22 protein-coding genes are annotated in these 25,770 nt (G+C 48.5%); 15 read left to right on the top strand and 7 right to left on the bottom strand.

What is annotated here, in order from left to right; translation table 11 throughout:
* Positions 1–16: 16 nt before the first annotated feature.
* Positions 17–1,969: a molybdopterin molybdotransferase MoeA gene (locus tag AC1TPC_RS13620; RefSeq protein WP_482067377.1), complete on the top strand. Its 1,953-nt coding sequence runs from the start codon at positions 17–19 to the stop codon at positions 1,967–1,969.
* A 143-nt stretch (positions 1,970–2,112) separates the two neighbouring features.
* On the opposite strand, the gene AC1TPC_RS13615 is transcribed toward AC1TPC_RS13620, so the two are convergent.
* Positions 2,113–2,790 carry a hypothetical protein gene (locus tag AC1TPC_RS13615; protein WP_482067376.1) on the bottom strand — a complete coding sequence of 226 codons (678 nt, stop codon included), beginning with the start codon at positions 2,788–2,790 and terminating at the stop codon, positions 2,113–2,115.
* A gap of 144 nt (positions 2,791–2,934) precedes the next feature.
* Positions 2,935–3,306, bottom strand: a complete 372-nt coding sequence (locus tag AC1TPC_RS13610) for a hypothetical protein (RefSeq protein WP_482067375.1) — start codon at positions 3,304–3,306, stop codon at positions 2,935–2,937.
* A gap of 115 nt (positions 3,307–3,421) precedes the next feature.
* On the opposite strand from AC1TPC_RS13610, the gene AC1TPC_RS13605 reads away from it, so the two are divergent.
* From AC1TPC_RS13605 to AC1TPC_RS13570, 8 genes are all read left to right on the top strand, one after another.
* The gene (locus AC1TPC_RS13605) at positions 3,422–4,255 is read left to right on the top strand and encodes a YwmB family TATA-box binding protein (RefSeq protein WP_482067374.1); all 834 of its coding nucleotides are present in this window, start codon (positions 3,422–3,424) and stop codon (positions 4,253–4,255) included.
* Positions 4,256–4,393: 138 nt separating this feature from the next.
* The gene (zwf, locus tag AC1TPC_RS13600; RefSeq protein WP_482067373.1) at positions 4,394–5,950 is read left to right on the top strand and encodes a glucose-6-phosphate dehydrogenase; all 1,557 of its coding nucleotides are present in this window, start codon (positions 4,394–4,396) and stop codon (positions 5,948–5,950) included.
* A 39-nt stretch (positions 5,951–5,989) separates the two neighbouring features.
* Positions 5,990–7,576 (top strand): peptide chain release factor 3, encoded by a 1,587-nt coding sequence (locus tag AC1TPC_RS13595; protein WP_482067372.1) that lies wholly within the window; start codon positions 5,990–5,992, stop codon positions 7,574–7,576.
* Positions 7,577–7,734: 158 nt separating this feature from the next.
* Complete coding sequence (locus AC1TPC_RS13590) at positions 7,735–8,802, top strand: undecaprenyldiphospho-muramoylpentapeptide beta-N-acetylglucosaminyltransferase (RefSeq protein ID WP_482067371.1); 1,068 nt, start codon at positions 7,735–7,737, stop codon at positions 8,800–8,802.
* Positions 8,803–8,945: 143 nt separating this feature from the next.
* Complete coding sequence (locus AC1TPC_RS13585) at positions 8,946–10,046, top strand: LacI family DNA-binding transcriptional regulator (RefSeq protein WP_482067407.1); 1,101 nt, start codon at positions 8,946–8,948, stop codon at positions 10,044–10,046.
* Positions 10,047–10,138: 92 nt separating this feature from the next.
* The gene (locus AC1TPC_RS13580) at positions 10,139–11,302 is read left to right on the top strand and encodes a Gfo/Idh/MocA family protein (protein WP_482067370.1); all 1,164 of its coding nucleotides are present in this window, start codon (positions 10,139–10,141) and stop codon (positions 11,300–11,302) included.
* Between the two features lie 50 nt (positions 11,303–11,352).
* Positions 11,353–12,075: a ThuA domain-containing protein gene (locus tag AC1TPC_RS13575; protein ID WP_482067369.1), complete on the top strand. Its 723-nt coding sequence runs from the start codon at positions 11,353–11,355 to the stop codon at positions 12,073–12,075.
* A 47-nt stretch (positions 12,076–12,122) separates the two neighbouring features.
* Complete coding sequence (locus AC1TPC_RS13570) at positions 12,123–13,223, top strand: Gfo/Idh/MocA family protein (protein WP_482067368.1); 1,101 nt, start codon at positions 12,123–12,125, stop codon at positions 13,221–13,223.
* 214 nt (positions 13,224–13,437) lie between these two features.
* Here the strand turns inward: AC1TPC_RS13570 and AC1TPC_RS13565 are convergent, their stop codons facing one another.
* The 3 genes from AC1TPC_RS13565 to AC1TPC_RS13555 all read right to left on the bottom strand — a co-directional run bounded on the left by AC1TPC_RS13565 (position 13,438) and on the right by AC1TPC_RS13555 (position 16,422).
* Entirely contained in the window at positions 13,438–14,307 is an 870-nt protein-coding gene (locus AC1TPC_RS13565; protein WP_482067367.1) for a glycine betaine ABC transporter substrate-binding protein, read from the bottom strand.
* A gap of 83 nt (positions 14,308–14,390) precedes the next feature.
* On the bottom strand, positions 14,391–15,227 hold the full coding sequence (locus AC1TPC_RS13560; RefSeq protein ID WP_482067366.1) for an ABC transporter permease: 837 nt from the start codon (positions 15,225–15,227) through the stop codon (positions 14,391–14,393).
* Entirely contained in the window at positions 15,214–16,422 is a 1,209-nt protein-coding gene (locus AC1TPC_RS13555) for a quaternary amine ABC transporter ATP-binding protein (RefSeq protein WP_482067365.1), read from the bottom strand. The genes AC1TPC_RS13560 and AC1TPC_RS13555 overlap by 14 nt, the downstream gene beginning before the upstream one ends.
* 240 nt (positions 16,423–16,662) lie before the next feature.
* On the opposite strand from AC1TPC_RS13555, the gene AC1TPC_RS13550 reads away from it, so the two are divergent.
* Together AC1TPC_RS13550 and AC1TPC_RS13545 are read left to right on the top strand one after the other, a co-directional pair.
* Entirely contained in the window at positions 16,663–17,220 is a 558-nt protein-coding gene (locus tag AC1TPC_RS13550) for a GbsR/MarR family transcriptional regulator (RefSeq protein WP_482067364.1), read from the top strand.
* Between the two features lie 266 nt (positions 17,221–17,486).
* Positions 17,487–18,692 carry an alpha-D-ribose 1-methylphosphonate 5-triphosphate diphosphatase gene (locus AC1TPC_RS13545; RefSeq protein WP_482067363.1) on the top strand — a complete coding sequence of 402 codons (1,206 nt, stop codon included), beginning with the start codon at positions 17,487–17,489 and terminating at the stop codon, positions 18,690–18,692.
* On the opposite strand, the gene sspI is transcribed toward AC1TPC_RS13545, so the two are convergent.
* Positions 18,686–18,919, bottom strand: coding sequence for a small acid-soluble spore protein SspI (gene sspI, locus AC1TPC_RS13540; protein WP_482067362.1), 234 nt, complete (start codon positions 18,917–18,919; stop codon positions 18,686–18,688). The two genes, AC1TPC_RS13545 and sspI, sit on opposite strands and share 7 nt — an antisense overlap.
* Before the next feature lie 90 nt (positions 18,920–19,009).
* Between sspI and AC1TPC_RS13535 the strand changes: the two genes are divergently transcribed.
* From AC1TPC_RS13535 to AC1TPC_RS13525, 3 genes are all read left to right on the top strand, one after another.
* On the top strand, positions 19,010–19,720 hold the full coding sequence (locus AC1TPC_RS13535; protein WP_482067361.1) for a potassium channel family protein: 711 nt from the start codon (positions 19,010–19,012) through the stop codon (positions 19,718–19,720).
* An 8-nt stretch (positions 19,721–19,728) separates the two neighbouring features.
* Positions 19,729–20,550: a TrmH family RNA methyltransferase gene (locus tag AC1TPC_RS13530; RefSeq protein ID WP_482067360.1), complete on the top strand. Its 822-nt coding sequence runs from the start codon at positions 19,729–19,731 to the stop codon at positions 20,548–20,550.
* Between the two features lie 1,131 nt (positions 20,551–21,681).
* Positions 21,682–22,251 carry a hypothetical protein gene (locus AC1TPC_RS13525; RefSeq protein ID WP_482067359.1) on the top strand — a complete coding sequence of 190 codons (570 nt, stop codon included), beginning with the start codon at positions 21,682–21,684 and terminating at the stop codon, positions 22,249–22,251.
* A gap of 138 nt (positions 22,252–22,389) precedes the next feature.
* Here the strand turns inward: AC1TPC_RS13525 and AC1TPC_RS13520 are convergent, their stop codons facing one another.
* Positions 22,390–23,247, bottom strand: coding sequence for a hypothetical protein (locus AC1TPC_RS13520; RefSeq protein WP_482067358.1), 858 nt, complete (start codon positions 23,245–23,247; stop codon positions 22,390–22,392).
* A 171-nt stretch (positions 23,248–23,418) separates the two neighbouring features.
* On the opposite strand from AC1TPC_RS13520, the gene AC1TPC_RS13515 reads away from it, so the two are divergent.
* Positions 23,419–25,716: a glycoside hydrolase domain-containing protein gene (locus tag AC1TPC_RS13515; protein WP_482067357.1), complete on the top strand. Its 2,298-nt coding sequence runs from the start codon at positions 23,419–23,421 to the stop codon at positions 25,714–25,716.
* The last annotated feature ends 54 nt before the right edge of the window (positions 25,717–25,770 follow it).

Below are 25,770 nucleotides of genomic sequence, written 5' to 3'. Positions count from 1 at the left end.
GGAGCGGGTGATGGGGATGGAGAACGGAAGCGGAGCAGAAGGGCTGGACGGCCTGATCGGACGGAGTGAAAGCGGGAACGGAAGCGGAGCGGAAGGGCGGGAGAAGGACGGCCTGATCGGACGGAGTGAAAGCGGAAGCGTAGGCGGAGCGGAAGAGCAGGAGAGGGACGGCCTGATCGGACGCAGTGAAAGCGGAAGCGGAGGCGGAGCGGAAGAGAGTGAGAAGGACGGCCTGATCGGACGGAGTGAAAGCGGAAACGGAAGCGGAGCGGAAGGGCGGGAGAAGGACGGCCTGATCGGACGGAGTGAAAGCGGAAACGGAAGCGGAGCGGAAGGGCGGGAGAAGGACGGCCGATTTAATCGGAAGGCCTTGAAGGTTGGAGAAGCGCAGCAGCGTGTGCTTGCTGCTGCGGAGAGGCTGCAGCTCGGCAGCGAGCTTGTGCCGCTGCGGGCTAGCGGCGGCCGCAGGCTTGCGCAAACGATAGTGGCGTCAAGCGATTGGCCGCCCTTCGCGCGCTCGGGCCTCGACGGCTACGCCGTGCGCGCAGCAGATATCGCGTCAGCGTCGCCGGAGCGGCCGGCGACGCTGCGCGTCGTTGATTCGGTCGCGGCGGGCGGGCTCGCCCTGGCGGCCGTACAGCAGGGCACTGCCGTGCGCATCATGACAGGCGCGGCTGTGCCGGAAGGGGCTGACGCGGTCGTGATGCTCGAGCAGACCGCGGAAGCTATGCTGGCCGATGGCTCGCCGGCGGTGCTGATCAAGCACGCCGGCTTGGCCGGCCAGCACATCGCGCCCCGCGGCGAGGAATTCCGCCGCGGGAGCGTGCTTGCAGTGCCCGGCACGCTTGTGCGGCCGGGCCATGTTGCGCTGCTCGGCACCTTCGGCTATGCCGAGGTGGCGGTGCAAAAGCGGCCGCGCGTAGCGGTGTTCGCGACGGGCAGCGAATTGCTGCCCGTTGCGGCGTCGCTTGCGCCCGGACAAATCCGTGACAGCAACAGCTATATGGTCGCGGCTATGTTGGAGCAGAGCGGCGCAGAGCCGATTCTGTGCGGCTCGCTGCCCGATGAGCTTGACGCGGTTGAAGCCGCTCTCGCAAGCGTATGTGAATGCGCAGATCTGATCGTCACGACCGGCGGCGTCTCAGTAGGGGACTTTGATGTGATGTCAGAGCTTTTCCGAGCTCTGAAAACTGACAGCTTGGCAGACGTAAGACATAAACCTATAAATGAACATCTCGACTCGATAGCATCAACTTCAAACGGAACACCATACGAAATGCCAAGCGGATCGTCAAACGAAACGCCAAACGTAACATCAAACGAAACGCCAAACGAAACGCCAAACGTAACATCAAACGAAACGCCAAACGAAACGCCAAACGGAACATCAAACGAAAGGCCAAATGAAACGACTTACGAACTGCCAAACGGAACTTCTAACGGAACGTCAAACGACACGCCAAATGAAATGCCTTACGAAATGCCTATTGGAACTTCTAACGTAACATCAAACGGAACGTCAAACGAAACGCCATACGAAATACCAAACGAAACACTAAATGAAATCTTATTTGACCGAGTGGCGATGAGACCGGGCAGTCCAACATCTGCTGCTGTCGTTGGCGGGAAGCTGCTTTTTGCTTTATCAGGCAATCCGGGAGCTTGCTTTGTGGGGTTTGAGTTATTCGTTCGGCCAGCGATGCTGCGAATGCAAGGCGTTGAAGAGGCACTGCCAAGACGAGTGAGGGCACAGCTGCTAACTGCGGTAGACAAGCCTAGTCCGCATGAACGCTTTGTTCGCACAAGGCTGTTCAATCATCAGGATGGTCAATTGCTTGCAGACCCGCTAGCCTTCTCCAAATCGAGCATGATGGCCTCCATTGCGGATGCCGAAGGATTGGCAGTCATCCCCTCTGGCTCAAAGGGAGCTGAAGCGGGTGAGATGATTGATGTTATTCTCATACCATAATGCAAGATTAATCATTGTAAATTGGGAAATATCATTTTATTTGGCAGGATATACATGCGAGTGGACCGAATGTTACTCTAACGCAGCAATCACGCAACAAGAAATCCGACGGCTGCTGCTGTAACCTATATATTAACCAGAAATTATAAATAACGATTTAAAATCAATCCGACATAGGGAAGCGGCCAGTAGGATTGCATAGACCCGTAATAAGCTGCATACGGCAAAGTGGCGCCTAATTGCGGCTGAAGAAGATCGATGGGCTTCTGCTGCTCAGCGTAGGTGAGCGCATGCTTCAAGCCGCTAAGCAACCCATCCGATCCAAGCAATAGCTGCTTCATTCGCTTGGACTCCTCATCAGCGAGTGGCTTCTGCCACGCTAAATAAGCATCATCGGCCTCGCGCGAATTGTTCCATAGGCCAAGCTCCCTAGCTGCGGGGGTGCGCAAGGCTATTTCGATGCTAGCCCAAAGCTCGGATCTTAAATGGTTGGCATGCCGCTTGTATTGCGATTCCAAATGATGGACTATTTTCGCAAGGCTGCTAAGGCTATCCGCAATGGGGCTGCCGTTATTCAACTGGCTGCTAACCTGCAAGGTTAGTTGTTCGATGCTGTTTCGGGCTTGCTTAGTCAATTGCAACCAGTCAGCGGCGCTGTTTGCGGCGCTCTTATAGATGCGCTGCCAATCATATTCCTGCTCGGGAGGCTGCTGCGGTTCGCCATCGCGATAGGGGTAATAACCGTAAGGACTTAAGGCTTGTACCGGCGTGTGCGCATTTATTCTTTCAATGCTCCGAGTGGAGCGTATGTATGTGCCCATAATTGAACTCCTTTCCAGCTTTAAGGATGAGTACAGCGAGAGCATACTATACCGTTGTCAAAAAGACTGGCGAAAGCTGTCAGCGATCGCATTAAATAAACAAAAAAGCGGCTGCTCTGCGCCTAGCTCGCCGCTTCGCCAGCCTTAAAGCAATAAAAATAAGAAAGCGATTAGCGCAAAGTCGAGAGCTAGCGCTCCGCCCCAAGGAAAGTAAGGCTGCGGTCCGTAGTAATAGGGATCATAAGGATAGGATTGCGTCTGCACGGCGGACTGTCCTGATGATTTGTGAGCGCCTTCTGTTTTACCTTTAACGCCTTTTTTCTTTTTTGAAACCTGCGGCTGCGTTTGTGTTACGCTCGCTTCTGTGCCGCCTGCATCTGCGTTAAGCTGCACTTTACCGCCCCCACAGGAGCTAAGTATACCTACATGACGCGTGCCGTCATTCATAACCACGCAAACCGGATATCCGCAAAACTGATTAACGACTTCCTCATTCAAAGGGAAAATACGTTCCATTCGCTTGAACACCTCCAGTAAAGTACGAAGATCAATCCTGCAACCAGTGTATTCACCTACAGGCTATCGTGTATGGATGTTTACCCATTCGGAAGAAGACAGGAGCGAAAAAATCATGTATATTCCGGCAAAACCGACACCCCAAAAGCATCGGCTATCAGCAAAGCAGCGTGCTAAGCAAACGAAGCTTGGCATCATGCTTGCTCTGCTCGTCCTATTAGTAAGCGCGTCATGGGCGATATGGCAAGCGGATCGGGCGCCAAGGGAGAAAACCTCTGCGGAACAGATGCTTCAGCATGATTTGCAGTCGCTTTGGGAGTGGAGCGACGCTCAGCTTATTAGCGGCTCAGAGGGAGCACGATGGAGCATCAGATGGAATGTGACGGGTAAAACTGGATCGATGATGGAGCTTGTAGAGAAGCTTTTTGTAGATGAGAAAGGGAATGCGAGCAATAGAGTTGAGCATAATGAAGGAAAAACGTTCACGGGAGCCTTCCCAGCATTCGACGGAAAACTATCAATTAGTCTCGTCAAGGCTGACAGCCGCAGCGAGGAGCTTATGATATTGCTTGAAACAAGCGGTGCTCAACCGATGGAGCAACAATCGCTGTTTCAAGCGACAGCGGGTATTTCAGAGCAGCTAGCGCTTCTCTCTCCTGCATTTACTGGCAGTATGAAGGTTCAAGGGCATGCGTTGCATGAGCAGACGATCCAGCGGATAACGAGGCTAACAGACGCTAAATCGATAGACCGCTATGAGGACGGGGGAACGATCAGCGAAACCTTTTATACCCGCATGCTTCGCTCTGCAATTGCTGTCGAAAACGGGAAATCTGCGAATTTTCAAATCGCTTTGCACAAGGATTCAAATTCCGAAAATACGGAATTGACGATCGGAATACCTGTCATTACAGGAGAATACAGCGTTTTCAAGGCAGAAAGCCCATAGTTATGCGATCCGAATTAGAAGAAGTAACGTATCTTATCAGTATTTTTTATGACATGTTGAATAGCGAATTAAAGAACTATATGCTAAACTACATATCATGTGAAACTGTAAAAAATACATAGGGAAAGAATGAGGCAAATGACATATACGAATAATCTAGATTCCGTCTCCGCAGAAGGCGCAGTTTATTATCTGTTCGGAGCAACGGGCGATTTGGCTCGGCGCAAGCTGTTTCCAGCCCTGTTCAGTTTATATAAAGAAGGTAAGCTATCCGAAAACTTTGCCGTGGTGGGTCTTGCGAGACGCCCGCGGACAAATGAGCAATTCCGTGCGGACTTGTATGAATCCATCGTAGAATTTTGTCGTTACAAAGCGGACGATGCTGAGCTATGGAATCGTTTTGCAGAGCATTTCGTATACATGTCACTTGATATCAACGATGTGGAAGGCTTCCGCGAGCTTAGCAAATTGTCCGCGCAGCTGGATGTGAAGTTTAACATCCCAGGCAATCGCCTATTCTATTTGGCCCTTGCACCATCGCTATTTGGCCCGGTTTCCTTCAACCTTCGTGACGGCGGCTTGCTGGAGTCGAGCGGCTGGCATCGCGTCGTTATCGAGAAGCCTTTCGGCTACGATTTGCCGTCTGCTCAGAAGCTGAACGAGCAAATTAACCAAGTGTTTAAAGAAGAAGAGATTTATCGCATTGACCACTACCTGGGTAAGGAAATGGTTCAAAATATTCAAGTTATTCGTTTTGCTAATGCATTTTTTGAGCCGTTGTGGAATAATAAACATATTGCAAACGTTCAAATTACGTTATCCGAAACCGTTGGCGTAGAGGATCGCGGCGGCTATTATGACAAATCAGGAGCACTTCGCGACATGGGCCAAAACCACATGCTGCAAATGCTTACGATGATTGCCATGGAACCGCCAAGCCGTCTGCACGGCGAAGATATTCGCGATGAGAAGGTTAAGGTGCTTCGCTCGCTGCGCAACTACCGCTCGAGTGAAGAAGTGCGCTCAAACGTTGTGCGCGGTCAATATAGCGAAGGCAGCCATCACGGCAAGGAGCTTCCCGGCTATCGCCAAGAGGATTCAGTTGGCGAGGACTCCGCGACGGAAACCTATTTTGCTGCAAAAGTATTTGTCGATAACTTCCGCTGGGCGGGCGTGCCTTTCTACATTAGAACGGGCAAGCGTCTACCGGTAAAAACGACTGAAATCGTAATCGAATTCAAATCGATGCCGCAAAATGTATTGTTCGCTGAGCGTCATGATTTGGCGCCGAACTTGCTCGTCATTCGCGTAAACCCGATTGAGGGCATATATATTAAAGTAAACGCAAAAACGCCGGGCGAGAACAATTCGGTACAGCCGGTAGCGATGGAGTTTTGCCAAAGCTGCCAAATCGGCTTGAATACGCCGGAAGCGTACGAGCGTCTCATTCATGATGCAGCACGCGGCGATTCGACCTACTTTACGCGTTGGGACGAGGTTTCTCAAGCATGGGCTTTCGTGGATCGTATCGCTCAGGCTTGGCGCGAAGAAAAAAGTGATTTGAAGCTATATCCAGCTGGATCTTGGGGTCCAGACGCAGCGAATCAGCTGCTCGGAGAAGATGGCTTTCATTGGTGGCCGGTTAACGGTCAAGAGGAAGATAACGTCATTTGGGTGTCGAACAGCGGAAAATAACCGCTGCCGTATACCTTGCGTAATGAAGGGAAGGCAAGCATGAGCCAATCGTTAATCCAAGAAATTAAACAGGAAGTAGATAAACGCCGCACGTTCGCGATTATATCTCACCCTGATGCAGGGAAAACAACCCTCACTGAGAAGCTCCTCCTATTCGGAGGAGCCATTCGGCTTGCAGGGTCAGTCAAGGCGCGCAAAGCGAGCCGGCACGCTACATCCGACTGGATGGAAATTGAGAAGCAGCGGGGAATCTCGGTAACGTCCAGCGTTATGCAGTTCGATTATTTGGGACACCGCGTCAACATTCTCGATACGCCTGGTCACCAAGATTTCAGTGAGGACACTTACCGTACGCTTACCGCAGCCGACAGCGCCGTCATGCTTATCGACGTTGCCAAAGGTGTGGAGGCACAGACGATCAAGCTGTTCCAGGTTTGCCGCAAGCGGGGCATTCCTATCTTTACATTCATCAACAAGCTGGACCGCGAAGGGCAAAGTCCATTTGATTTAATGGAAGAGCTGGAGCGGGTGCTTGGCATTCGCGCAGTGCCCATGAACTGGCCGATCGGCATGGGGCGCGAGCTTTGCGGCGTTTATGACCGAATGAAAACGCAGGTTGAGCTGTTCCAAGGAAATGACCATTCAACGATAGAAGTTCGTCCTGTGAGCGATTATAACGATCCAGTGATCCGCGAGATGGCTGGCGATTATTTGACCGATCAGCTTATTGGAGATCTTGAGCTGCTTGACGTCGCTGGCGACCAATTCGACTTCGAGAAGGTGCAAGCCGGCGAGCTGACGCCTCTCTTCTTCGGAAGCGCGGTTAACAACTTCGGCGTGCAGACGTTCCTTGAGAACTTCCTGCAGCTTGCTCCTAAGCCGACTTCGCGGAATAGCACGACGGGCCAAGTTGAACCGACAGATGAGAAATTCACCGGTTATGTGTTCAAAATTCAAGCCAATATGAACCCGGCGCATCGCGACCGTATTGCTTTCCTCCGTATTTGCTCCGGCAAATTCGAGAGAGGCATGAGCGTTCGTCATGTTCGCAACGGCAAAGATATCAAGCTGGCGCAGCCGCAGCAGTTTCTAGCACAGGATCGCGACATTGTCGATACTGCTTATCCAGGGGACATTATCGGATTGTTTGATCCAGGCATTTTCCGTATCGGCGATTCCTTGTCGCAGGGCGGAGAGGTCGTGTTCGATGAGCTGCCAACGTTCTCGCCGGAAATTTTCGCTAAAGTGACCGTCAAAAACGCACTGAAACATAAGCAATACCAGAAGGGCATCGATCAGCTTACAGAGGAAGGCACTATTCAGGTGTTTCATTCCACGGGCAACTTCGACGAGACGATTCTCGGCGTTGTCGGTCATTTGCAATTCGAGGTGTTCGAGCATCGGATGAAGGCGGAGTACGGCGTAGATATTCAGCTGCATCGCATGCAGTTCCAATTCGCGCGTTGGATCGTCGACGATAACATCGACCCAAGCAAATTCCGTATCAACACGACGCTCGTGAAGGACAAGAAGGGCAATTATGTCGTCTTGTTCGAGAACGAATATGCGATGCGTACGGCAATTGACAAAAACCCGACATCAAAGTTTCTGGAAACCGCGCCTTAAGGATAGGGATATAGGCAAGAAGAACGCATCCTCAGCCAATTGCGCAGCAGCGCTTGCAGCTGGGGATGCTTTTGTATCCAAAGGCATGATTTTCAGTGCTAAAACAAATCTTTACCCGTATAATAAATGGATAAAAAATGTTAGGTGGCTAGTCATTCATGAAAACAATCATGTTCACCGGGGGAGGCTCAGCCGGACACGTTACCGTTAATTTGGCCTTGATCCCGCGATTTTTGGAAGAGGGCTGGTCAGTCCAATATATAGGTTCGGAAAACGGTATTGAGCGGCAGCTTATCGCTACGATTCCGCAGGTCAAATATTTTCCGATATCGACCGGCAAGCTGAGAAGGTACATGGACATTCAGAACGTCAAGGACCCTTTTAAAGTGATAAAAGGTCTTTATCAGGCTTATCGCATCATTAAGAGAAATAAACCGAATGTCATTTTCTCCAAAGGCGGCTTTGTATCCGTTCCGGTCGTTATTGGCGCATGGTTAAATAAGGTTCCGCTGCTTATTCATGAATCGGATTTAACGCCAGGGCTCGCCAATCGGCTGTCAATTCCGTTCGCAACTGGCGTGTGCACGACCTTTCCCGAGACGGGAGGCATGCTGAAGGCAGACAAGAGCCGGCATGTAGGAGCGGTCATACGCGAGGAAGTGAAGCAGGGCAATGCCGATCGCGGCAGAGCTTTCTGCGAATTTACGAGGAGCAAGCCGGTTATTCTGATCATGGGCGGAAGTTTGGGCGCGCGTAAAATCAATCAAGCCGTAAGGCAGGCGTTAACCGCGCTTACGAAGCAATTCCAAATCGTGCATTTATGCGGCAAAAATCAAGTTGATCCTTCGCTCGATATGCCCGGCTACAAGCAATTCGAATATGTGAATGAGCAATTGCCGGATGTGCTCGCGATGACGGATCTTGTCATTTCCCGTGCCGGCTCCAACTCCATCTTTGAATTTCTGTCGCTAAAGAAGCCGATGCTGCTCATCCCTCTCACGAAGGAACAAAGCAGGGGCGACCAAATCTTGAATGCGCAATCGTTTGAGAAATCAGGTTATGCCGACGTTTTGTATGAAGAGAAGCTGTCAGCGAGCACGTTGACGGAGAGCGTTGAACGTCTGTACGACAATCGCAAGGCGTTTATCGACAGAATGAACATGAGTGAGGAAGCGAATGCTTTAGCAGCCGTTTTCGAGTGGATTAATGAAATTGCTAAGCGGTAATTTAACTTATCAGCGATAGCATGTGATAACAAATCGATCCCGAGCGCGGCTTCAAGTGTTCTGGATCGTTTTTTTATTTGTTTGTATGCGTCTGGAAAAAACGATCAATAAGTTTATTGACGATGAAACGTTTTCATGCCATAATGTACGCGTGTACATTAATTAAAACGAATCTTGGCATATTGGCTTTTCAGGAGGAAACGATTATTAGCAGGAAAGAAGTAGCGAAGCTGGCAGGCGTCTCAGAGGCGACTGTATCTAGAGTGTTGAACAATGTTGGCCCGATGAAAGAGGATACGCGCGAGCGCGTGCTGCAGGCAGCTGCTGAGCTCGGATACGTTCCGAATGCGCTCGCGCAGCAATTTGCCCGGAGAAAGAGCGGGAATATCGGCGTTGTGCTTCCGTTCGTGCCGAAGGTTCACTTGTTCTCCACTTACTATTTCTCGGAAATTTTAAGCGGAATCGGCGAGACGGCAAAGCGCTGCGGCTATGATCTGCTGCTGATTTTCCGGGAGCCTGATGGAGCAAGGGATTACGCAAAGCTTTTTCGGACGCAAAAAATCGATGCCTGTATCGTGCTGGGCTCCCAAGACGTGCCTGAAGAACGAGCGGCGCTGGCGGAGCTGAAGGCAGGAGGCTTTCCCTTCTGTCTTGTGAATCAGCGGTACGACGAGGAGTCGTACAGAACCGTTGATGCCGATCATATAGCTGGCAGTAAAGCAGCCGTGAAGCATTTGATCGAGCAGGGCAGCCGCAGCATTGCGTTCGTAAACGGCCCGAAGCAGTATTCCAATAGTGCTGATAGGCTGAATGGCTATAAGGAAGCATTGGAGGAAGCAGGCATAGCGTATAAGCCGGAGCGTGTCTACGTGGGCAATTACAGCCGCAAGAGCGGCTATGAGCTTGCGGGGCAGCTAGCGAAGCAGATTCGTTCCGGCAGCATCGATGCGGTATTTGGCGCAAATGACCGGATGGCGATTGGGCTTATGCAGGGCTTGAGGGAGCTGGAGCTTGAGGCAGGCAGGCATTACGCGCTAATCGGGTATGATGATTCAGACGGTTCGCGAATCATTAGTCCGCGTCTGTCAACGGTTGCCGTTCCTTTTTATGAAATGGGCAAGCTCGCAGCCGCAAGGCTGCTTGATCCGGAGCAAAATAGGGAAGAAGCGGAACCGGGACATGATGTGCTGTCTGTCAGCTTGGTTCAAAGGGAAACCTCTCACATCAAAAATAATGAAGAATGAGCTGCGCGGCTGAACGATATTTCTATCGCGGAACGCTAACTAGACGCCAGCTGGCAGAGTTAGCCGTTTACGCATACGGGAGGCGGGTTTCAATGGATAAAGTAAGAGTAGGCATGGTCGGCTATAAATTTATGGGCAAGGCGCACAGCAATGCTTATCGCGCGCTTCCGATGTTTTTTCCGAACTCGATTAAACCGGAGATGAAGGCGATTTGCGGTCGTGATCCAGAAGGACTGGAGCAAGCACGGGCACAGTTCGGATGGGAAAGCTCGGAAACCGATTGGAAGGAGCTCGTTAAGCGCGATGACATTGATTTGATCGATATTAATGCGCCAAGCGACGCGCATAAGGCAATCGCGCTCGCAGCGGCAGCTGCTGGCAAGCATTTGTTCTGCGAGAAGCCGCTTGCGCTGACGCTTGAGGATTCACGCGAAATGCTCGAAGCTGCGGAGAAGGCTGGCGTGAAGCATATGGTTGGCTTCAACTACCGCTTCGCACCTGCCATTCAGTTGGCGAAGAAGCTGGTATCGGATGGCCGTATCGGCGAAATATATCATTTCCGCGCTGTTTTCCTTCAGGACTGGATAATTGACCCGAGCTTCCCGCTCGTGTGGCGCCTTCAGAAGGAAATTGCAGGCTCAGGCTCCCATGGCGACTTAGGTGCGCATTTAATTGATATGGCACGCTTCCTTGTTGGCGAGTTCAACGAGGTGATTGGAATGAATGAGACGTTCATCAAGGAGCGGCCGATCGCTTCTGCGATGACGGGACTTAGCGCCAAAGGGAGCGGGGATGGACCTCGAGGCCAGGTGACGGTTGATGATGCGACATTATTCATGACACGTTTTGCGAATGGGGCGCTAGGCAGCTTCGAGGCTACTCGCTTCGCAGCCGGCCATCGCTGTACGAACGCGTTTGAAATTAACGGAAGCAAAGGAAGCATCAAGTTTGATTTTGAGCGAATGAATGAGCTTCAGGTTTATTTTGCCGATGATGCCGAGGATGTTCAAGGCTTCCGCCGCGTGCTGGCTACTGACCCAGCTCATGCCTACATGGATGCTTGGTGGCCAGCGGGGCATACGATCGGTTACGAGCATACGTTCACGCACGAAGTGCATGAGCTGATGCAAGCGTTCGCCGAGGATCGCCAGCCGGTGCCTAACTTTGTAGACGGCGTGAAATGCCAAGAGGTGCTTGAGGCGGTAGATCGCTCCATTGCAGAGCGCCGCTGGGTTGCTATAAGCGAATTATCATAAATAAAGCTATGAATAAATCGAGATGAGCTAGGGAGAGGCAGGGAGCATGAATGAAAAAAGCTTTGATCGTGTGGGGCGGCTGGGATGGACATCAGCCTAAGGAAGTAGCTGAAATATTCCGCGAGGTGCTCGCTGCGGAAGACTTTGAAGTAGAGGTGTCTGATACGCTTGAGGCGTTTGCGGAGGCGGAGAAGCTGCTTGGGCTTGATCTAATCGTGCCGGTGTGGACGATGGCACGCATAGAGCAGAAGCTGGTTGATAATGTATCTGCAGCCGTTCAAAGCGGCGTAGGCCTCGCTGGCTGCCATGGCGGCATGTGCGATGCGTTCCGTGAAAATGTGGACTGGCAATTTATGACCGGGGGCCAATGGGTTGCGCATCCGGGCAATGACGGCGTTGAATATACGGTAAATATAAATAACTCTTCAAGTTCGCTTACAGAAGGCATTGAAGATTTTGTTGTAAGCTCCGAGCAATATTATTTACATGTGGATCCTGCGGTTGAAGTGCTCGCGACTACACGTTTTCCGCTGACGCCGGGACCTCATTCGCTTAATAAAGCGGTGGATATGCCTGTTGTATGGACGAAGCGCTGGGGAGTAGGACGTGTTTATTATAACTCGCTTGGCCATCAAGCCAATATTATGGATATTCCAACGGTTAAGGAGCTTATGCGTCGCGGCTTCCTATGGTGTGCAGAAGGAAAGGCTAGTGCGATAGAGGCTGGTACTAAAGCTTCAGCTTATAGCGGAATGGCAGATAATCAGCTCTAATACGCAATTATAAAATGAATAGGATATGGGACGAGGGATGGGCGAAAATGGACAAAATTAAAGCAGGTATTATTGGAACGGGTAATATAAGCGGCATTTATTTTGAAAATGGCAATCGCTTTGATGCGCTTCAGGTAGTTGCCTGCGCGGATTTGGACGTTGAACGGGCAAGAGCAAAGGGCGAGGAGTTTGGCGTTCGAGGCTGTTCGGTGGAGGAGCTTCTAGCTGATCCGGATATTCAAATGATCATTAATCTGACCATTCCGCAGGCGCATGCATCAGTTTGCTTGCAGGCACTAGAGGCAGGCAAGCATGTCTATGTAGAGAAGCCCTTTGCCGTAACACGTGAGGAAGCGAAGCAGGTATTGGAGCTTGCAGCAAGAAAAGGGCTTTATGTCGGAAGCGCGCCGGATACGTTCCTTGGCGGCGGCATTCAGACGAGCATTAAGCTGTTGGAGGATGGCTGGATTGGCACGCCAATCGGCGCAACAGCGTTCATGGTCGGCGGAGGACATGAAACATGGCATCCAGCCCCAGAGTTCTATTACCAGAAGGGCGGCGGCCCGATGTTTGATATGGGTCCTTATTACTTAACCGCGCTAGTTGCGCTGCTTGGGCCAATTACTCGCGTTACCGGATCGGCACGCATCTCCTATCCGGAGAGAACGATAACAAGCAAGCCGAAATACGGGCAGCAGGTAAAAGTAGAAGTGCCGACCCATATCGCAGGCGTGATGGATTTTGCATCCGGCCCGATCGGAACGCTGCTGACAAGCTTTGACGTGAAGGGCGGCTCCACGCTGCCTCGTATCGAAGTATACGGCAGTGCAGGCACGCTGCTTGTTCCAGACCCGAACGGTTTCGGCGGCCAAATCAAAATTTGGCGGGCAGGCTCGAACGAATGGTCGGATATTCCGCTTGCATATGGCTTTACAGAAAATGCTCGCGGCGTTGGCGCAGCCGATATGGCCAAAGCGATCCAAACCGGCCGCAAGCACCGCGCGAACGGCGATCTAGCCTATCATGTGCTTGAAGCGATGCACGGCTTCCATGACGCTTCGGAGCAAGGCGTACATTATGTGATGAAGAGCACCTGTGAGCGTCCGGCGCAGCTGCCGCTTGGCTTGCAGCCGTATTGTTTAGATTAAACGATTTTAGGGGGCTGGCTTGGAGGGTCTATATTGACCATTCGAGTCAGCCTTATCTTTTTAAGGTCGTAAAAGTAGGGATTAAATCTATAAAGTAGATCTATTTTTATCCAGTGAACCCAATCTGCGAAAATAAGTCTAGAAAATAGACGTAAGTTAGCTCAGTAAAAAAAGCAGAGCGGGGTCCGCTCCGCTCTGCTTTTCGATTAAATCATTATGCTTTTATCCAAGCCTCTACTTTATCCGCATTTTGCTCAACCCATGCTTTGGCTGCTGCTTCAGGCGTTTCGCCCTCTTGAATTTTAATCATGACAGCTGCCATATCGTCTGGCGTCCAGTTGAATTGATCAAGGAAAGCAAATGCCTCCGGCTGATCATCCTTAAGGCCTTTACGCGCAATCGTATGAATTTGCTCGTCTCCGCCGTATACATTTTTAGGATCCGCCAAATATTTCAGGTCCATCTTGGCGAACTTCCAATGCGGCGTCCAGCCTGTAACCACGATCGGCTCCTTGTTCTCATACGCTTTCTCAAGCTGCTGCGTCATCGCCGCGGAGGAGCTTTCGAGCAGCTTCCATTTATCCCGCAGCTTATATTCATCCATTACTTTCTCAGTCGACATCATGAGACCAGCACCCGGTTCAATGCCGATAATGGTATGGTCTACCGTTTCGCCAACTACATCAGTAAGCTCTTCGATGCTGTTGACATCCATATATTGCGGAACGACGAGACCGATTTTGGTTCCTTCCAGGTTCGGTCCAAGATCCTCATACTTGCCGTTATATTTCGAAACGTAAGAAGCATGCGTCGTTGGCAGCCAAGCTGCTACCATCGCATCCGCGCTGCCATCGGAGATACCGGCCCACATTGGACCTGCATCTACCTGCATAAGCTCAACTTCGTAGCTAAGCTTTTGCTCAAGTACTTCTTTAACGACATAAGTGCTTGCAATTTCAGAATCCCAAGCGACATAGGCTAGCGTCACTTTTTTGTTGCTGTTTCCGCTTGAAGCGGAACACCCTGCTACCAATGCAAATGCCATTACAGCTGCTGCAATTATACTCATTTTTTTGACTTTCAAAAAATCACTCCTTAAGGTTTGCGCAGCAAGCGGGCTGCGAATTCGTAAACGCGCACTTTTGCTGCGTGTTTTATTGTTCAAATCTAGGTCGTTTTGCTTTTGCGAATGACCTGCTGCGTCAAGCGATCCAAAATGATCGCTAATATAACGATGGCAAGACCGGCCTCGAAGCCTACACCGGTATTACCCTGCGTAACGGCGCGATAGACGTAAGCACCAACGCCTTGTGCTCCGATCATGGAGGCGATGACAACCATCGAGAGCGAAAGCATAATAGTCTGATTGATACCAGCCATAATGGTCGGCATAGCGATGGGAAGCTGAAGCTTGAACAGCTTCTGCGTTGGCGTTGAGCCAAAGGCATCGGCAGCTTCCACTAATTCTTCCGGCACCTGGCGAATGCCGAGATTCGTTAACCGAATCGTTGGCGGTATCGCGAAAATAATCGATGAGATGACGCCAGGAACGACCCCAAGTGAGAAGAAGGTGACGGCAGGCAGCAAGTAAACAAAGGCTGGCATCGTCTGCATGAAATCGAGCACCGGTGTAACTATTTTTTGAATGGTGGCGTTGCGGGCGCACAGTATGCCTACTGGAACGCCGATCAAAACCGATATGAAGGCGGCTGTCAAAACGAGCGCAAGCGTCTGCATCGTTTGGCTCCATAAGCCGAGATTTTCGATAATGAGCAGACCAACAAGTGTAAATAATGCCATCTTCCATTTGCCAATATACCAAGCTACAAGAGTGAATATAATAATAAGGACTAGCGCTGGAAACCAGTTGAGCGCTGTATCCAGTCCGTTGACGGTTTCCCCAACGACGGTACGGATTAGCTGAAAGAATGGATCTAAGTGGGCTTCCAGCCATGACTCGAGCCATTCGATCCAGTCTGCCAGCGGTATTTTAGGCAGATTCATTGTGATCACCAGCCTCTAATACGGAATTTCCGGCTAATGCGGCCAGAACTGCACCTTTGATGACGATGCCCTTCAGGCGTCCTTTGTCGTCAATAATGGATACGGGGAATTTCGAATTGCTCATTAATTCAAACAATTCATTAAGCAGCGTGTCCGGGTGGGCGGAAGGTGCTTTGCGCTCCATTGCTTCTTCAAGCCTCAAGCCGTTTTTAATTGCGTTTGCTGCGTCCTCAGCCGTAATAACGCCTAGAAGCTGCATGCCTTTGTCTACGACGTAGAGACTCGAAACACCGCGGTCTCTCATAAATTGCAAAGCTACACGAGGGCCCTTCTCGATCGTGATCGTCTCGGGCTTTACCATGACATGTGATGCCGTAAATACTTTGGACAGATCGACGTCCTCGACGAAGCGCTCCACATATTTGTTGGCGGGCTGCATCAATATTTCCTCTGGCGACCCGATTTGAACGATGCTGCCGTCCTTCATCAAAGCGATTTGATCGCCGATTCGAAGCGCCTCGTTCAGGTCATGCGTAATGAATACGATTGTTTTTTTCATTTTGGATTGAAGCTCGAGCAGTTCGTCCTGCATATCCTTCCGAATAAGCGGATCGAGCGCGCTGAACGCTTCGTCCATGAGCAGAACATCGGGATCGTTAGCAAGTCCTCTTGCAAGTCCGACACGCTGCTGCATACCGCCGCTTAATTGGTCAGGATAGCTGTTCTCCCAGCCCTTCAAGCCAACAAGCTCCAGTGAATTCATAGCCATTTCTCTGCGTTTCTTCTTGTCGATGCCCTGCACCTCAAGTCCGTATTCAATATTTTGAATGACGGTGCGATGCGGAAAGAGCGCGAACTTTTGGAAGACCATGCCTACATTTTTTCTTCTAAACTGCCGCAGCTGCTCAGGAGACATGCGAAGCACATCTGTCCCATTAAACAGTACTTGACCGTGTGTCGGCTCAATTAATCGGTTTAGCAGACGCACGAGTGTCGACTTGCCGCTGCCGGACAAGCCCATAATGACAAATATTTGCCCTGCTTCAATCGAGAAACTAGCTTGGTTGACCCCAACCGTGAGCTTCGTTTCGGCAAAAATCTTATCTTTAGACCATCCTTTATCCAGCAGCGGGATCGCCTTTTTCGGATCGGCTCCGAAAATCTTGGTTAGCCTCTTGGCTTCTATAATCGCCATATTGTGCCCCCTTGTGGAATATTTCGACTTCCATAAGTTTAGATGGTTATCATTGTAAAGGTCAAAAGGCGTGAGTCTTCGTATACTTTGTACAGTTATAACTTTACGTACTTTACATACGGTATACTCCTGATAACTCCCTTTTTCAACCCAAAAGGTTTCTTTACATATGGACAACCATTTGATTACAATAACTGATGTAGGAATGATAGGGGGAAGACACTCCTCGGGAGGAACGACATGAAAGAACTTGCAGCATTATCAGAAGAGCAGCTCACAAAGCTGCAAAATACGCGTCGCCGTGTAATTGAATCAATTGGAGAAAACATGGATTTGTACGGCATCACGTTATCGATTGGTCATTTATACGGGAATATGTACTTTAATCGTGAGCCGGTTACGCTTGATGAAATGAGTCAGACGATGGGCATGAGCAAGACATCGATGAGTACGGGCATGCGTACGCTGCATGACTTGAAGATGATAAATAAAGTATGGGGCAAGGGCTCAAGAAAAGATTTGTACGAGGTGGAGCCGAACTGGCATCAAAATTTCACCGATTTCTTCTCTATTAAATGGAGGAAGGCTGCCGAGCAGAACATGAGCGCGTTAAAGCGTTCTATGAAGGAAATCGATGCTTTGAAGCAGCAATATGAGGACGACCAAGCTTTTCTTGAGGTGCTTGAAAATGATACCCAGAAGATTGATGAGGCATTAAAGTATTATAGATGGCTGGATCGTCTAATCGATTCCTTTGAGAGCGGGGAAATCTATAACTTTATCCCGCAAGAAGAATAGACAATAGGGAACTATTTACGATATTTTTGTCTTGCTGCGAAGCCGCGGGAGCTCTTTCCTGCAGCTTTTTTGCTGTTCAAAGCGATGTGCAGGGGCAACCGTTTCAGCCCAATTAAAAACGGAGGTTTTTGCCTAATGAAGAAGTTAAGCACAATGAGAATAGTGCACGATACGGTAGACAGCGGCAAGCTTGGAAAGATGAATTAGAAGAACGGATTATGGTAAGCTTACTCCTATGACTATAGGGCAAGGGGACGACCTGATCGATGATTGAACGTTTGAGTGCTGGCTTGAAGCCCATAATCGTTACGAATGGAAAGGTCGTAATTCCGGATCAAATCGTGGAGGCTGCTGTAGCGGTAGTTGATGGCCGAGTTGATGCTATTCTGGAAGGCGATGCAGCTGTTCATAGTTGGATTCAACAGCATGCTGATTATATCTTGATTGATGCGGAACAGAAATACGTGCTGCCAGGCCTAATCGACATTCATTGCGATGCGATCGAGAAGGAAATACAGCCACGTCCAAATACATTATTTCCACTTGATATGGCATTGCTGGAGTTCGAGCGGAAGCTGCCGGTGCACGGTATTACAACGATGTATCACTCCTTATCGCTTGGCGTCGGGCTAAGCTTGCGCGGCGAGCATCTGCTCACTGGAATGGTTGAGCATATCAACAGCTATAGAAGCAAGAGATCCATTATTCGCAACCGGATTCATCTTCGATTCGAAGTATCGCATTTGGTTGGCATGCCCATTGTCGAGCGTTACTTGATGGAGAATGCGATTGACTACTTGTCATTTATGGACCATTCGCCAGGGCAGGGGCAGTACCGCGAGCCAGGCTCATTCGAACGTTATGTCATGAAAAATCAAGGTGTAGGTGTGGAAGAGGTTCAAGCTATTGTTGAGGATTTGATTAAGCGAAGGCAGCTTGTTAATGGTGAGCATTTGCTGAAGCTTAGCAAGTTAGCCGCGGAGCACGGCATTGCCATTGCGTCACATGATGATGATTCCGTTCAAAAGGTTGAAGAGTCGGCTGGCTATGGCGTTTCCGTCTGTGAATTTCCGATTAATTTGGAAACAGCTAAGCATGCTGCAGGACGTGGTCTAAGGGTTTGTATAGGCGCGCCGAATGTCGTCAGAGGAGCTTCGCATGATAAAAACTTGAAGGCAGTCGATGCGATTAGTGCAGGTGCTGCCGATATTTTATGCTCCGATTATCATCCTTCCTCGATGCTGGCGGCCGTATTTAAGCTAGCTGATGAAGGGATTGCTGCTTTGCCGGAAGCGGTACGTATGGCATCGCTGCATCCAGCGCAGGCATTAGGCGCAGGCAGCGAGCTGGGGTCCATTGAGCTCGGCAAAGCAGCTGATCTTATTATTGTGGATCGTTATGAAGGCCTTCCTTGGGTAACGAATACAATCGTCGGAGGCCAAGTCGTTTATACATCAGCTGTTCGTTATTGAGACGGATTGGCATTTTCGGCATGATGAAGATGCTTGTAAAGGGAGTCGACCATTTTGTTGTGCTCCTGCTCCGAGGATTGCTGCCAAATCATCTCGAACAGAACTCCGAGCCCGGGCAATGTACGCTCATCGGCGCCAATTGAATCTTCAATGACTTCAGAGAGCTCCTGTGTTGAATTTTCCTGGACACGCCTTACGATCGCTTGACGCAAATCAATAACTTCCATGCTAAATAACCTCCTGCGCATTCGGATTTACTTATTTACTATGTCCAATGCATCCTTCTTTCATCCGAATGAGCAAGCTATGGTATACTGATGAGACGACTACAGCAATCATCCTGCAAGGAGGATTTTGTAAAGATGGCGAAGAAACAATATGCGGTAATTGGAATGGGACGCTTTGGCTCCAGCGTTGCAAAAGCATTGACCGAGATGGGCTTTGAGGTGCTGGCAATCGACTCCAACGAACAGCGCATCCAAGAGGTTGTCAATACGGTTACGCATGCAGTCTCTGCGGATTCTACAGATGAAGATGCGCTTCGGGCGCTTGGCATACGAAATTTTGACGTCGTTGTTGTAGCGATTGGACAAGACATTCAATCCAGCATTTTGACGACGCTCATCCTGAAGGATTTAGGCGTCAAGACGCTGATCGTCAAAGCGCAAAACGAGCTGCATGGCAAGGTCGTACACAAAATCGGGGCCGATAAGGTTATTTTCCCTGAGCGGGATATGGGCCTGCGCGTCGCGCATCATCTTGTATCGCCTAACATTCTCGACTACATTGAGATTTCGGAAGACTACAGTATCATTGAGATTAAAGCGCCAAGTCGGATGATTGGTCAAAGCTTAATGCAGCTCGATATAAGAGCAAAACATAAATGCAACGTCATGGCTATCAAAACAGGTTCTGCGATGAACATTGCTCCTTATGCGGATGATTTAATCGGCAAGGATGATATCCTGGTTATCGTCGGTAAAAACTCAGATTTGTCAAATTTAGAAATCGCTTATTCGGAAGGTTAAATCTAACTATGAATGAACATTTTGATCCAAATATCTCATCCCTGCAAAATGAAAAGGTTAAGCAGTGGGCGTCGCTGCTCGACAAAAAATACCGTGATCGTAGCGGCCAATTTCTAATCGAAGGCGTTCATCTAGTGCTGGAAGCACTGAAGGGAAATGCTGAAGTGACAACTATCGTCTACGATACAGAACGCGGCATTCCTGCGGAGCTTATGGTGGAGAGGGAAACAAACGATTCGTCCGCAACGCTAGGTTTGGAATGGATACAAGCATCTAGGGCGGTTATGTCAAAATGCACGGGGACGGACACTCCTCCACCTGTTTTTGCTATTTTGTCAAAGCCTTCAGCAGATAAAGCAGCTTTATTCCGTAAAAATGGCCTCGTCGTCGTGCTCGACGGCGTTCGCGATCCAGGCAATGCCGGCACGATCATTCGCAGCGCCGATGCCGTTGGAGCGGATGCTGTTATATTAGGCAAAGGCTGCGTGGATCTGTACAATCCGAAGACTGTAAGGTCAACAATGGGCTCCTTGTTCCATTTGCCGATCATTGAAGCGGATTTGAAGTTGCTTCTGCCCGAGGCAAAAGCAAAAGGCGTTAAGCTGATCGGAACGAGCCTGCAAGCGAAGCATACTTGCTACGGCTATGACTGGACGCAGTCGACATGGCTGCTAATGGGCAATGAATCCGAAGGATTGTCGCCAGCGGTAAGCGAGCTCGTTGACGAGTCGGTTATCATTCCAATGGTTGGACAAGCGGAGTCGCTGAATGTAGCGATGGCGGCGACGGTGCTGCTTTATGAGAGCTTGAGACAGAGGGAATTTATCTAATAAAAAATTCCTGTCCACCAACCTAAATAACTGTCCTTTACTCAAATTACTGTCCTCAACTCACCAAAGACTGGTAACTGGTCGGAGCTAATCCCAAACCAAACTCCAGTCTTTTTCTCTGCTAATTAAAGCCCCTCTCATGTCCTTACCCAAGCAAAAACCCAAGCATATCAAAGCTTTATCCGATCCTTTCGCCGAATCTTTTCTCTTTTCGCTCCCGCTTTTCCTCCGTCTTATTAGCCTATCCCCATAATCTCTTTCCGCTTTTTCCTAAATTCATTATCGGGTGAAACCCAATAAACATAATGCTTTGAAGCGATTTCCTCAGGGTTTTTCCACAGGCATTTACTCAATCTTTTCCACAATCTGTTTCTCAATCATTGACTTCAATCCATTGAAGATTGTCCTATGGTCTTGTCCTTTGCTAGCTCTGATGCTTTGAAGAGACGGGGAATAGCAGGAGTGGGATGAGTAGGCTTTTCTTGATCTTTTACCCGATTCATTCCCCCAAGCCCCAGCCTTTCCCCAGCTCTTTCCCTGCCTTCAAGGACACTAATTATTTTTCGTTTTCGATCACAATTGAACCAGTTTTTACTCGATTAAACCTCACATGAGGGGGACACTAATTATTTTCCCAGAATTGGCAAGTGAAGCCTTGTGGGAGTAGGGCGGATGGGGAGTTGGGGGTTGGGACAGTAATTTTTATGTTTCTACAGGAATTTAACTAATTACGAATGGTGTGGGTTTTAACAACAATTGAGACTAATTTCAATCATAATTGAGACTAGTTATAAGATTCGTAAGAATCCCATACTCCCAGCAGGTAAAGGCTTTAAGAGGGAGATACTTGGAAATATAATTTCAGATGTTAGTTTTGCATCAACTTTAATAAGTTCCTTTTTACTTTGTGCAACTTATTTGGCAGATTGAAAAAGGGAAATGAGTTTAGGTTAGAAAAGATGATACAGAATATCTCATGTTGTTGTTTATTTATATGTGCATGAATGGAGCTAGCTTCGGGATTACCTTTTGATTATTTTCTCCTTGCCCGTCACGAAGATCAATTCTGTGACGACATAGTTATGTATAGAGTCGGCGCTGACCTAAACTAACTTAGTAGGGGGAATTAAAATGGGTACAATTAATGTTAACAGGTCGGGGTTTAATGTTAAGGTGGAAGACACAGACCACAACACACAAATTGGTACAATTTACGACAATGAAGTTTGGTGTTATGACAAAGCTGATACGAGTCCAGGATACGCGGTAATTAAGTTCCGAAATTCCGCAGGTCAAGTCGTAAAAGGCTACATGTTTATGACGGGTTATAACGGCTTGCAAAGTTCATACGGATTTCATCCGAGCTCGACCGCGACGTTGTACGACTACAGTAGCAGTAACAACATGGCTCATGACATTTTTAATGTTCGCCATGCGACAACGATTTATAAACCTAACGCTTCGTCGACGGGAATCTCTATTCCTGCAGGTGGTCAAGTTGCTATGCGTGACTCGGAAGCGGGGGATTCCGGTTCGTCTAACCCGGATTGGTTGTTGATTCGTTATTATCGTACAACGGCTACAGGAACATGGCAATCCGTTTATGGAGCTACCAGTAATACGGACTACCATGGTTTCGTTCCAGTCGGTTTAAGCAAAGGGTCTACAAAAAACACGATTTCGGTTTACGGCGATTGGTAAGATTAGAAAGACGCCTTGGGGCTATCCAAGGCGTCTTGTTCTGCAATCCGAGCTTGTTTTAATTGATTGAATAATTATTCTCGTGTGATACAAAAAGGTAAAACACTCTCACGTTATTGAGGTGACGTTACATGTTGTTTATTTTTGAGCACTGATTTGCGTCTTCATTGGCGCGGATAAATTCTCTTCGGGAATTGGCCTAGCATCATGCTCCACGCCCTCAATGGTCATCTTATATCCATACATGTAAGTAACATATCGTTGCATAATGTCCCGCGCTTTATTGAAGCGTGTATCTGCTGAAAATTCGCGTATCATGGCATGCTCTTCTTCCTCGTTAATCCCTGTAACGTCGGTAGGTTCTGTATTAGACCAAGAAAGGTTATCGATCGCCCCGGCGTAACCCTTATCAACTTCAAAGACGATGCTGAGTAGTCCACCATCCTTTTTTCTGCCCCATAGAATGTTTTTTACCTGACCGCTTTCTTTAACGAACGCTTTTGCGCGTTCAAGTTCGTCAGCGTACAACGTTTTGAACTGTTCCCAATCGTCATTTAGCAGCTTCTCAACTTCAAATGGGTCCAGCGCGAAGTCACCCAATCCTTGCGTTTCAGCGGAACCAAGAATATAGGCATCAATCACTCTATAAGAGTGTGTAAGAAGGACTTCCGTTTCTGTATGGCGATTCTCAATAAACTGTAAAACATCGGTATCCATACGCTTGGAAATACCCGAATCGTTGGTCTTAAAGACGTATCCCTTCTTTGTCTCGTCCTTCCCTGTTAGGGGGTTGTACTCAACATACTCTGCCTCAGTAAGTGTAGTCTTTGGAACAGACGATACTTCGGATGACAAAGCAGCTGCCGTATCCCTTTGCATGCTTCCCTCAGAACTCGCTCTTTCACTCACCCTCGTGTATTCAGCGACGGCATAAGCTGAACCTCCGGCAACTAAGACAAGTGCTAGCGCTCCAGCAACAATCTTTGTTAGTTTCAAAATCTATCCTCCTTATTTTCGGAATCCTTGTATATTATTGGACGCTAAAAAGCAGGTGAATGTTGCGCGTTTTTAAAATTGACCGGCGTATTAATGAACCAAAGAAGCTATTTTTAAAGTGATATGCGAAATTCTATATTTCACTGTCACAATGGAAGGGACTATTACGACATGTACTATCAGTGGCTACAAATTCAGTATATGAATGAAGGAGCCTATAAGCAAATCAAAGGAAAAGAGGTTGATATTATGGATCAAATGGTACTTACAGTTCAAGAATGGGTAAATGCAACCTATGCGAATAATCCGCACTACTCACAAATTGAAGAAAACGGCAAAACAGGGTGGCCAACCATTACAGCTCTTACAAAAGGGTTACAAATCGAGCTCGGCATTCCATCGCCTAACGGTACTTTCGGGCCGACAACAACAGACCTCTGCCCAACACTTTCGACAGCATCGGATTCTACTAACGCTCAAACAAAGAATATCATTAAAATTCTTCAAGGTGCCCTTTACTGTAAGGGATATAATCCAACCGGCATTACGGGAACGTACGGGAACAACACGAAAGCTGCCATTACCACATTTCAGACGGATGCAGGTATGCCAAATGCAAATGGCATTACAACGCCAATGTTCTTTAAAGCACTATTGAATATGGATGCATATGTCAACGTTGGCGATCCCAAGGTACGCATTATTCAACAAAATCTAAACAAAAATTATTCCCACGTCATCGGTTTAATTGCTTGTGACGGCCGATATTCTAGGACGACAAATAAAGCACTCATTTATGCCTTGCAAATTGAAGAGGGGATTCCTGAACCAACGGGTACCTTTGGTCCTTCGACAACAGCTCTTCTCCCAACCTTGTCACAGGGAAGCACGTTAACGAAATTTAATTATATTCTTCAGTATTCGTTATATGTTAACGGCTTTGATCCGAACGGCTTCGATGGATCGTTTGGTCCAGGTTGCCGGGAAGCCGTTCGACGGTTTCAAGCCTTTTGTATGCTCACGGTTGATGGTAGTGTTGGTAAGCAAACATGGGCCTCTTTGCTCTTTAGTACAGGCGACAAAACAAGGAAGGGTACCGCACTTGACTGTGTGACCACGATCACCCCAGCACGAGCTCAAACGTTAGTCAGCAATGGTTACACAACCGTAGGACGTTATATTATTGGTGACTGGAAAAAAATCAAACCCGGCGAGCTGGATACCATTTTTGGAGCAGGAATGAAGGTTTATCCCATTTATCAATCGTCTGGTAACAATTTAAACTACTTTAACCCTACACAAGGGGCAAAAGATGCTAAAGGGGCCTTAATTGCAGCTAACAGCTATGGATTCCCATCCGGAACCATCATTTACTTTGCCGTCGATTTTGATGCTCTGGACGGAGATGTAACAACGAATATCATCCCGCACTTTAGAGCATTGTTTAATAAAATGAACGCTCTAGGCGGTAGATATCGGATAGGTATTTATGGACCGAGAAACGTTTGTAGCCGTGTTGCTGCAGCAGGATATTCAATCAGCAGCTTCGTCTGTGATATGTCAACCGGTTTTAGTGGGAATTTGGGTTACCCACTCCCACAGGATTGGGCATTTGATCAGATTTCAACGATTACAATCGGTAGCGGCGATGGTCTTATTGAGATAGATAACAATATCCATTCGGGTAGAAATCCTGGCGTCTCCTTTGTTGGCTCGCCTATCGATCTTACCAACCTGGATGACGAACTTTTTAAAACGCAATACAGAACAACGTTAGAGACCCAGTTGGTTGCTCTGGCAGACTCACACATGGGTACTCTTCAAAAAGCGAAGGCTGTACGCTCTCGAGAAAACGCCGTAGCTAAAGTATTTGAGTACGACACCTTGATTACCCAACTCAGTCAAACTTACAGCATGCGTAAAGCAATGATCCAAGCAGTTCTTTATCGTGAATTGTGCTTTGAAGGAGCAGAGGACACTGTGGTAGACTCATTGGTTGTGTCCTATTACAGCTATAAACTGGATTACGAGGCTTGGGATAACTTGCCTCTAGCCCTTAAATTAATTACGCCAGCTCCAACTTTCCCAATTGGCGCCCAAGAAGACTGCAGCACAGGTCATGGACAAATATTTGCGAGTACGGCAATTGATTCAAATAACTACGCTGTACAAAATGGGATTATTTCAGGGCAATTGTACGATGCCGCAGATTGGAAGGACAAGTGGCATGTTTGGAACAAACTAAATACGGAACAGAATTATAATATCAGCACATGCACCCTGGTTCTCATTAGAGCAGCAAACCAAGTTTCATTGGATCAAATATTTTATGAGTATGATGCTATTAAGACGAAAAAAGTACTATCGCGTTATAATGGTACGGGGGATGAAGCTGCAGTGTATGGTGAAGAAACCCATGAGTACTACGCGGCATTTGAACAATTCAATAAACTTATTCGTGAACAATAATAGGGATCTCTTTAATCCACCTAAGCATCCGCTTAGGCGGTTTTTTATAAACCA

Source organism: Paenibacillus sp. Y280 (assembly GCF_056786335.1).
This window is presented reverse-complemented; position numbering and strand designations above follow the sequence as displayed.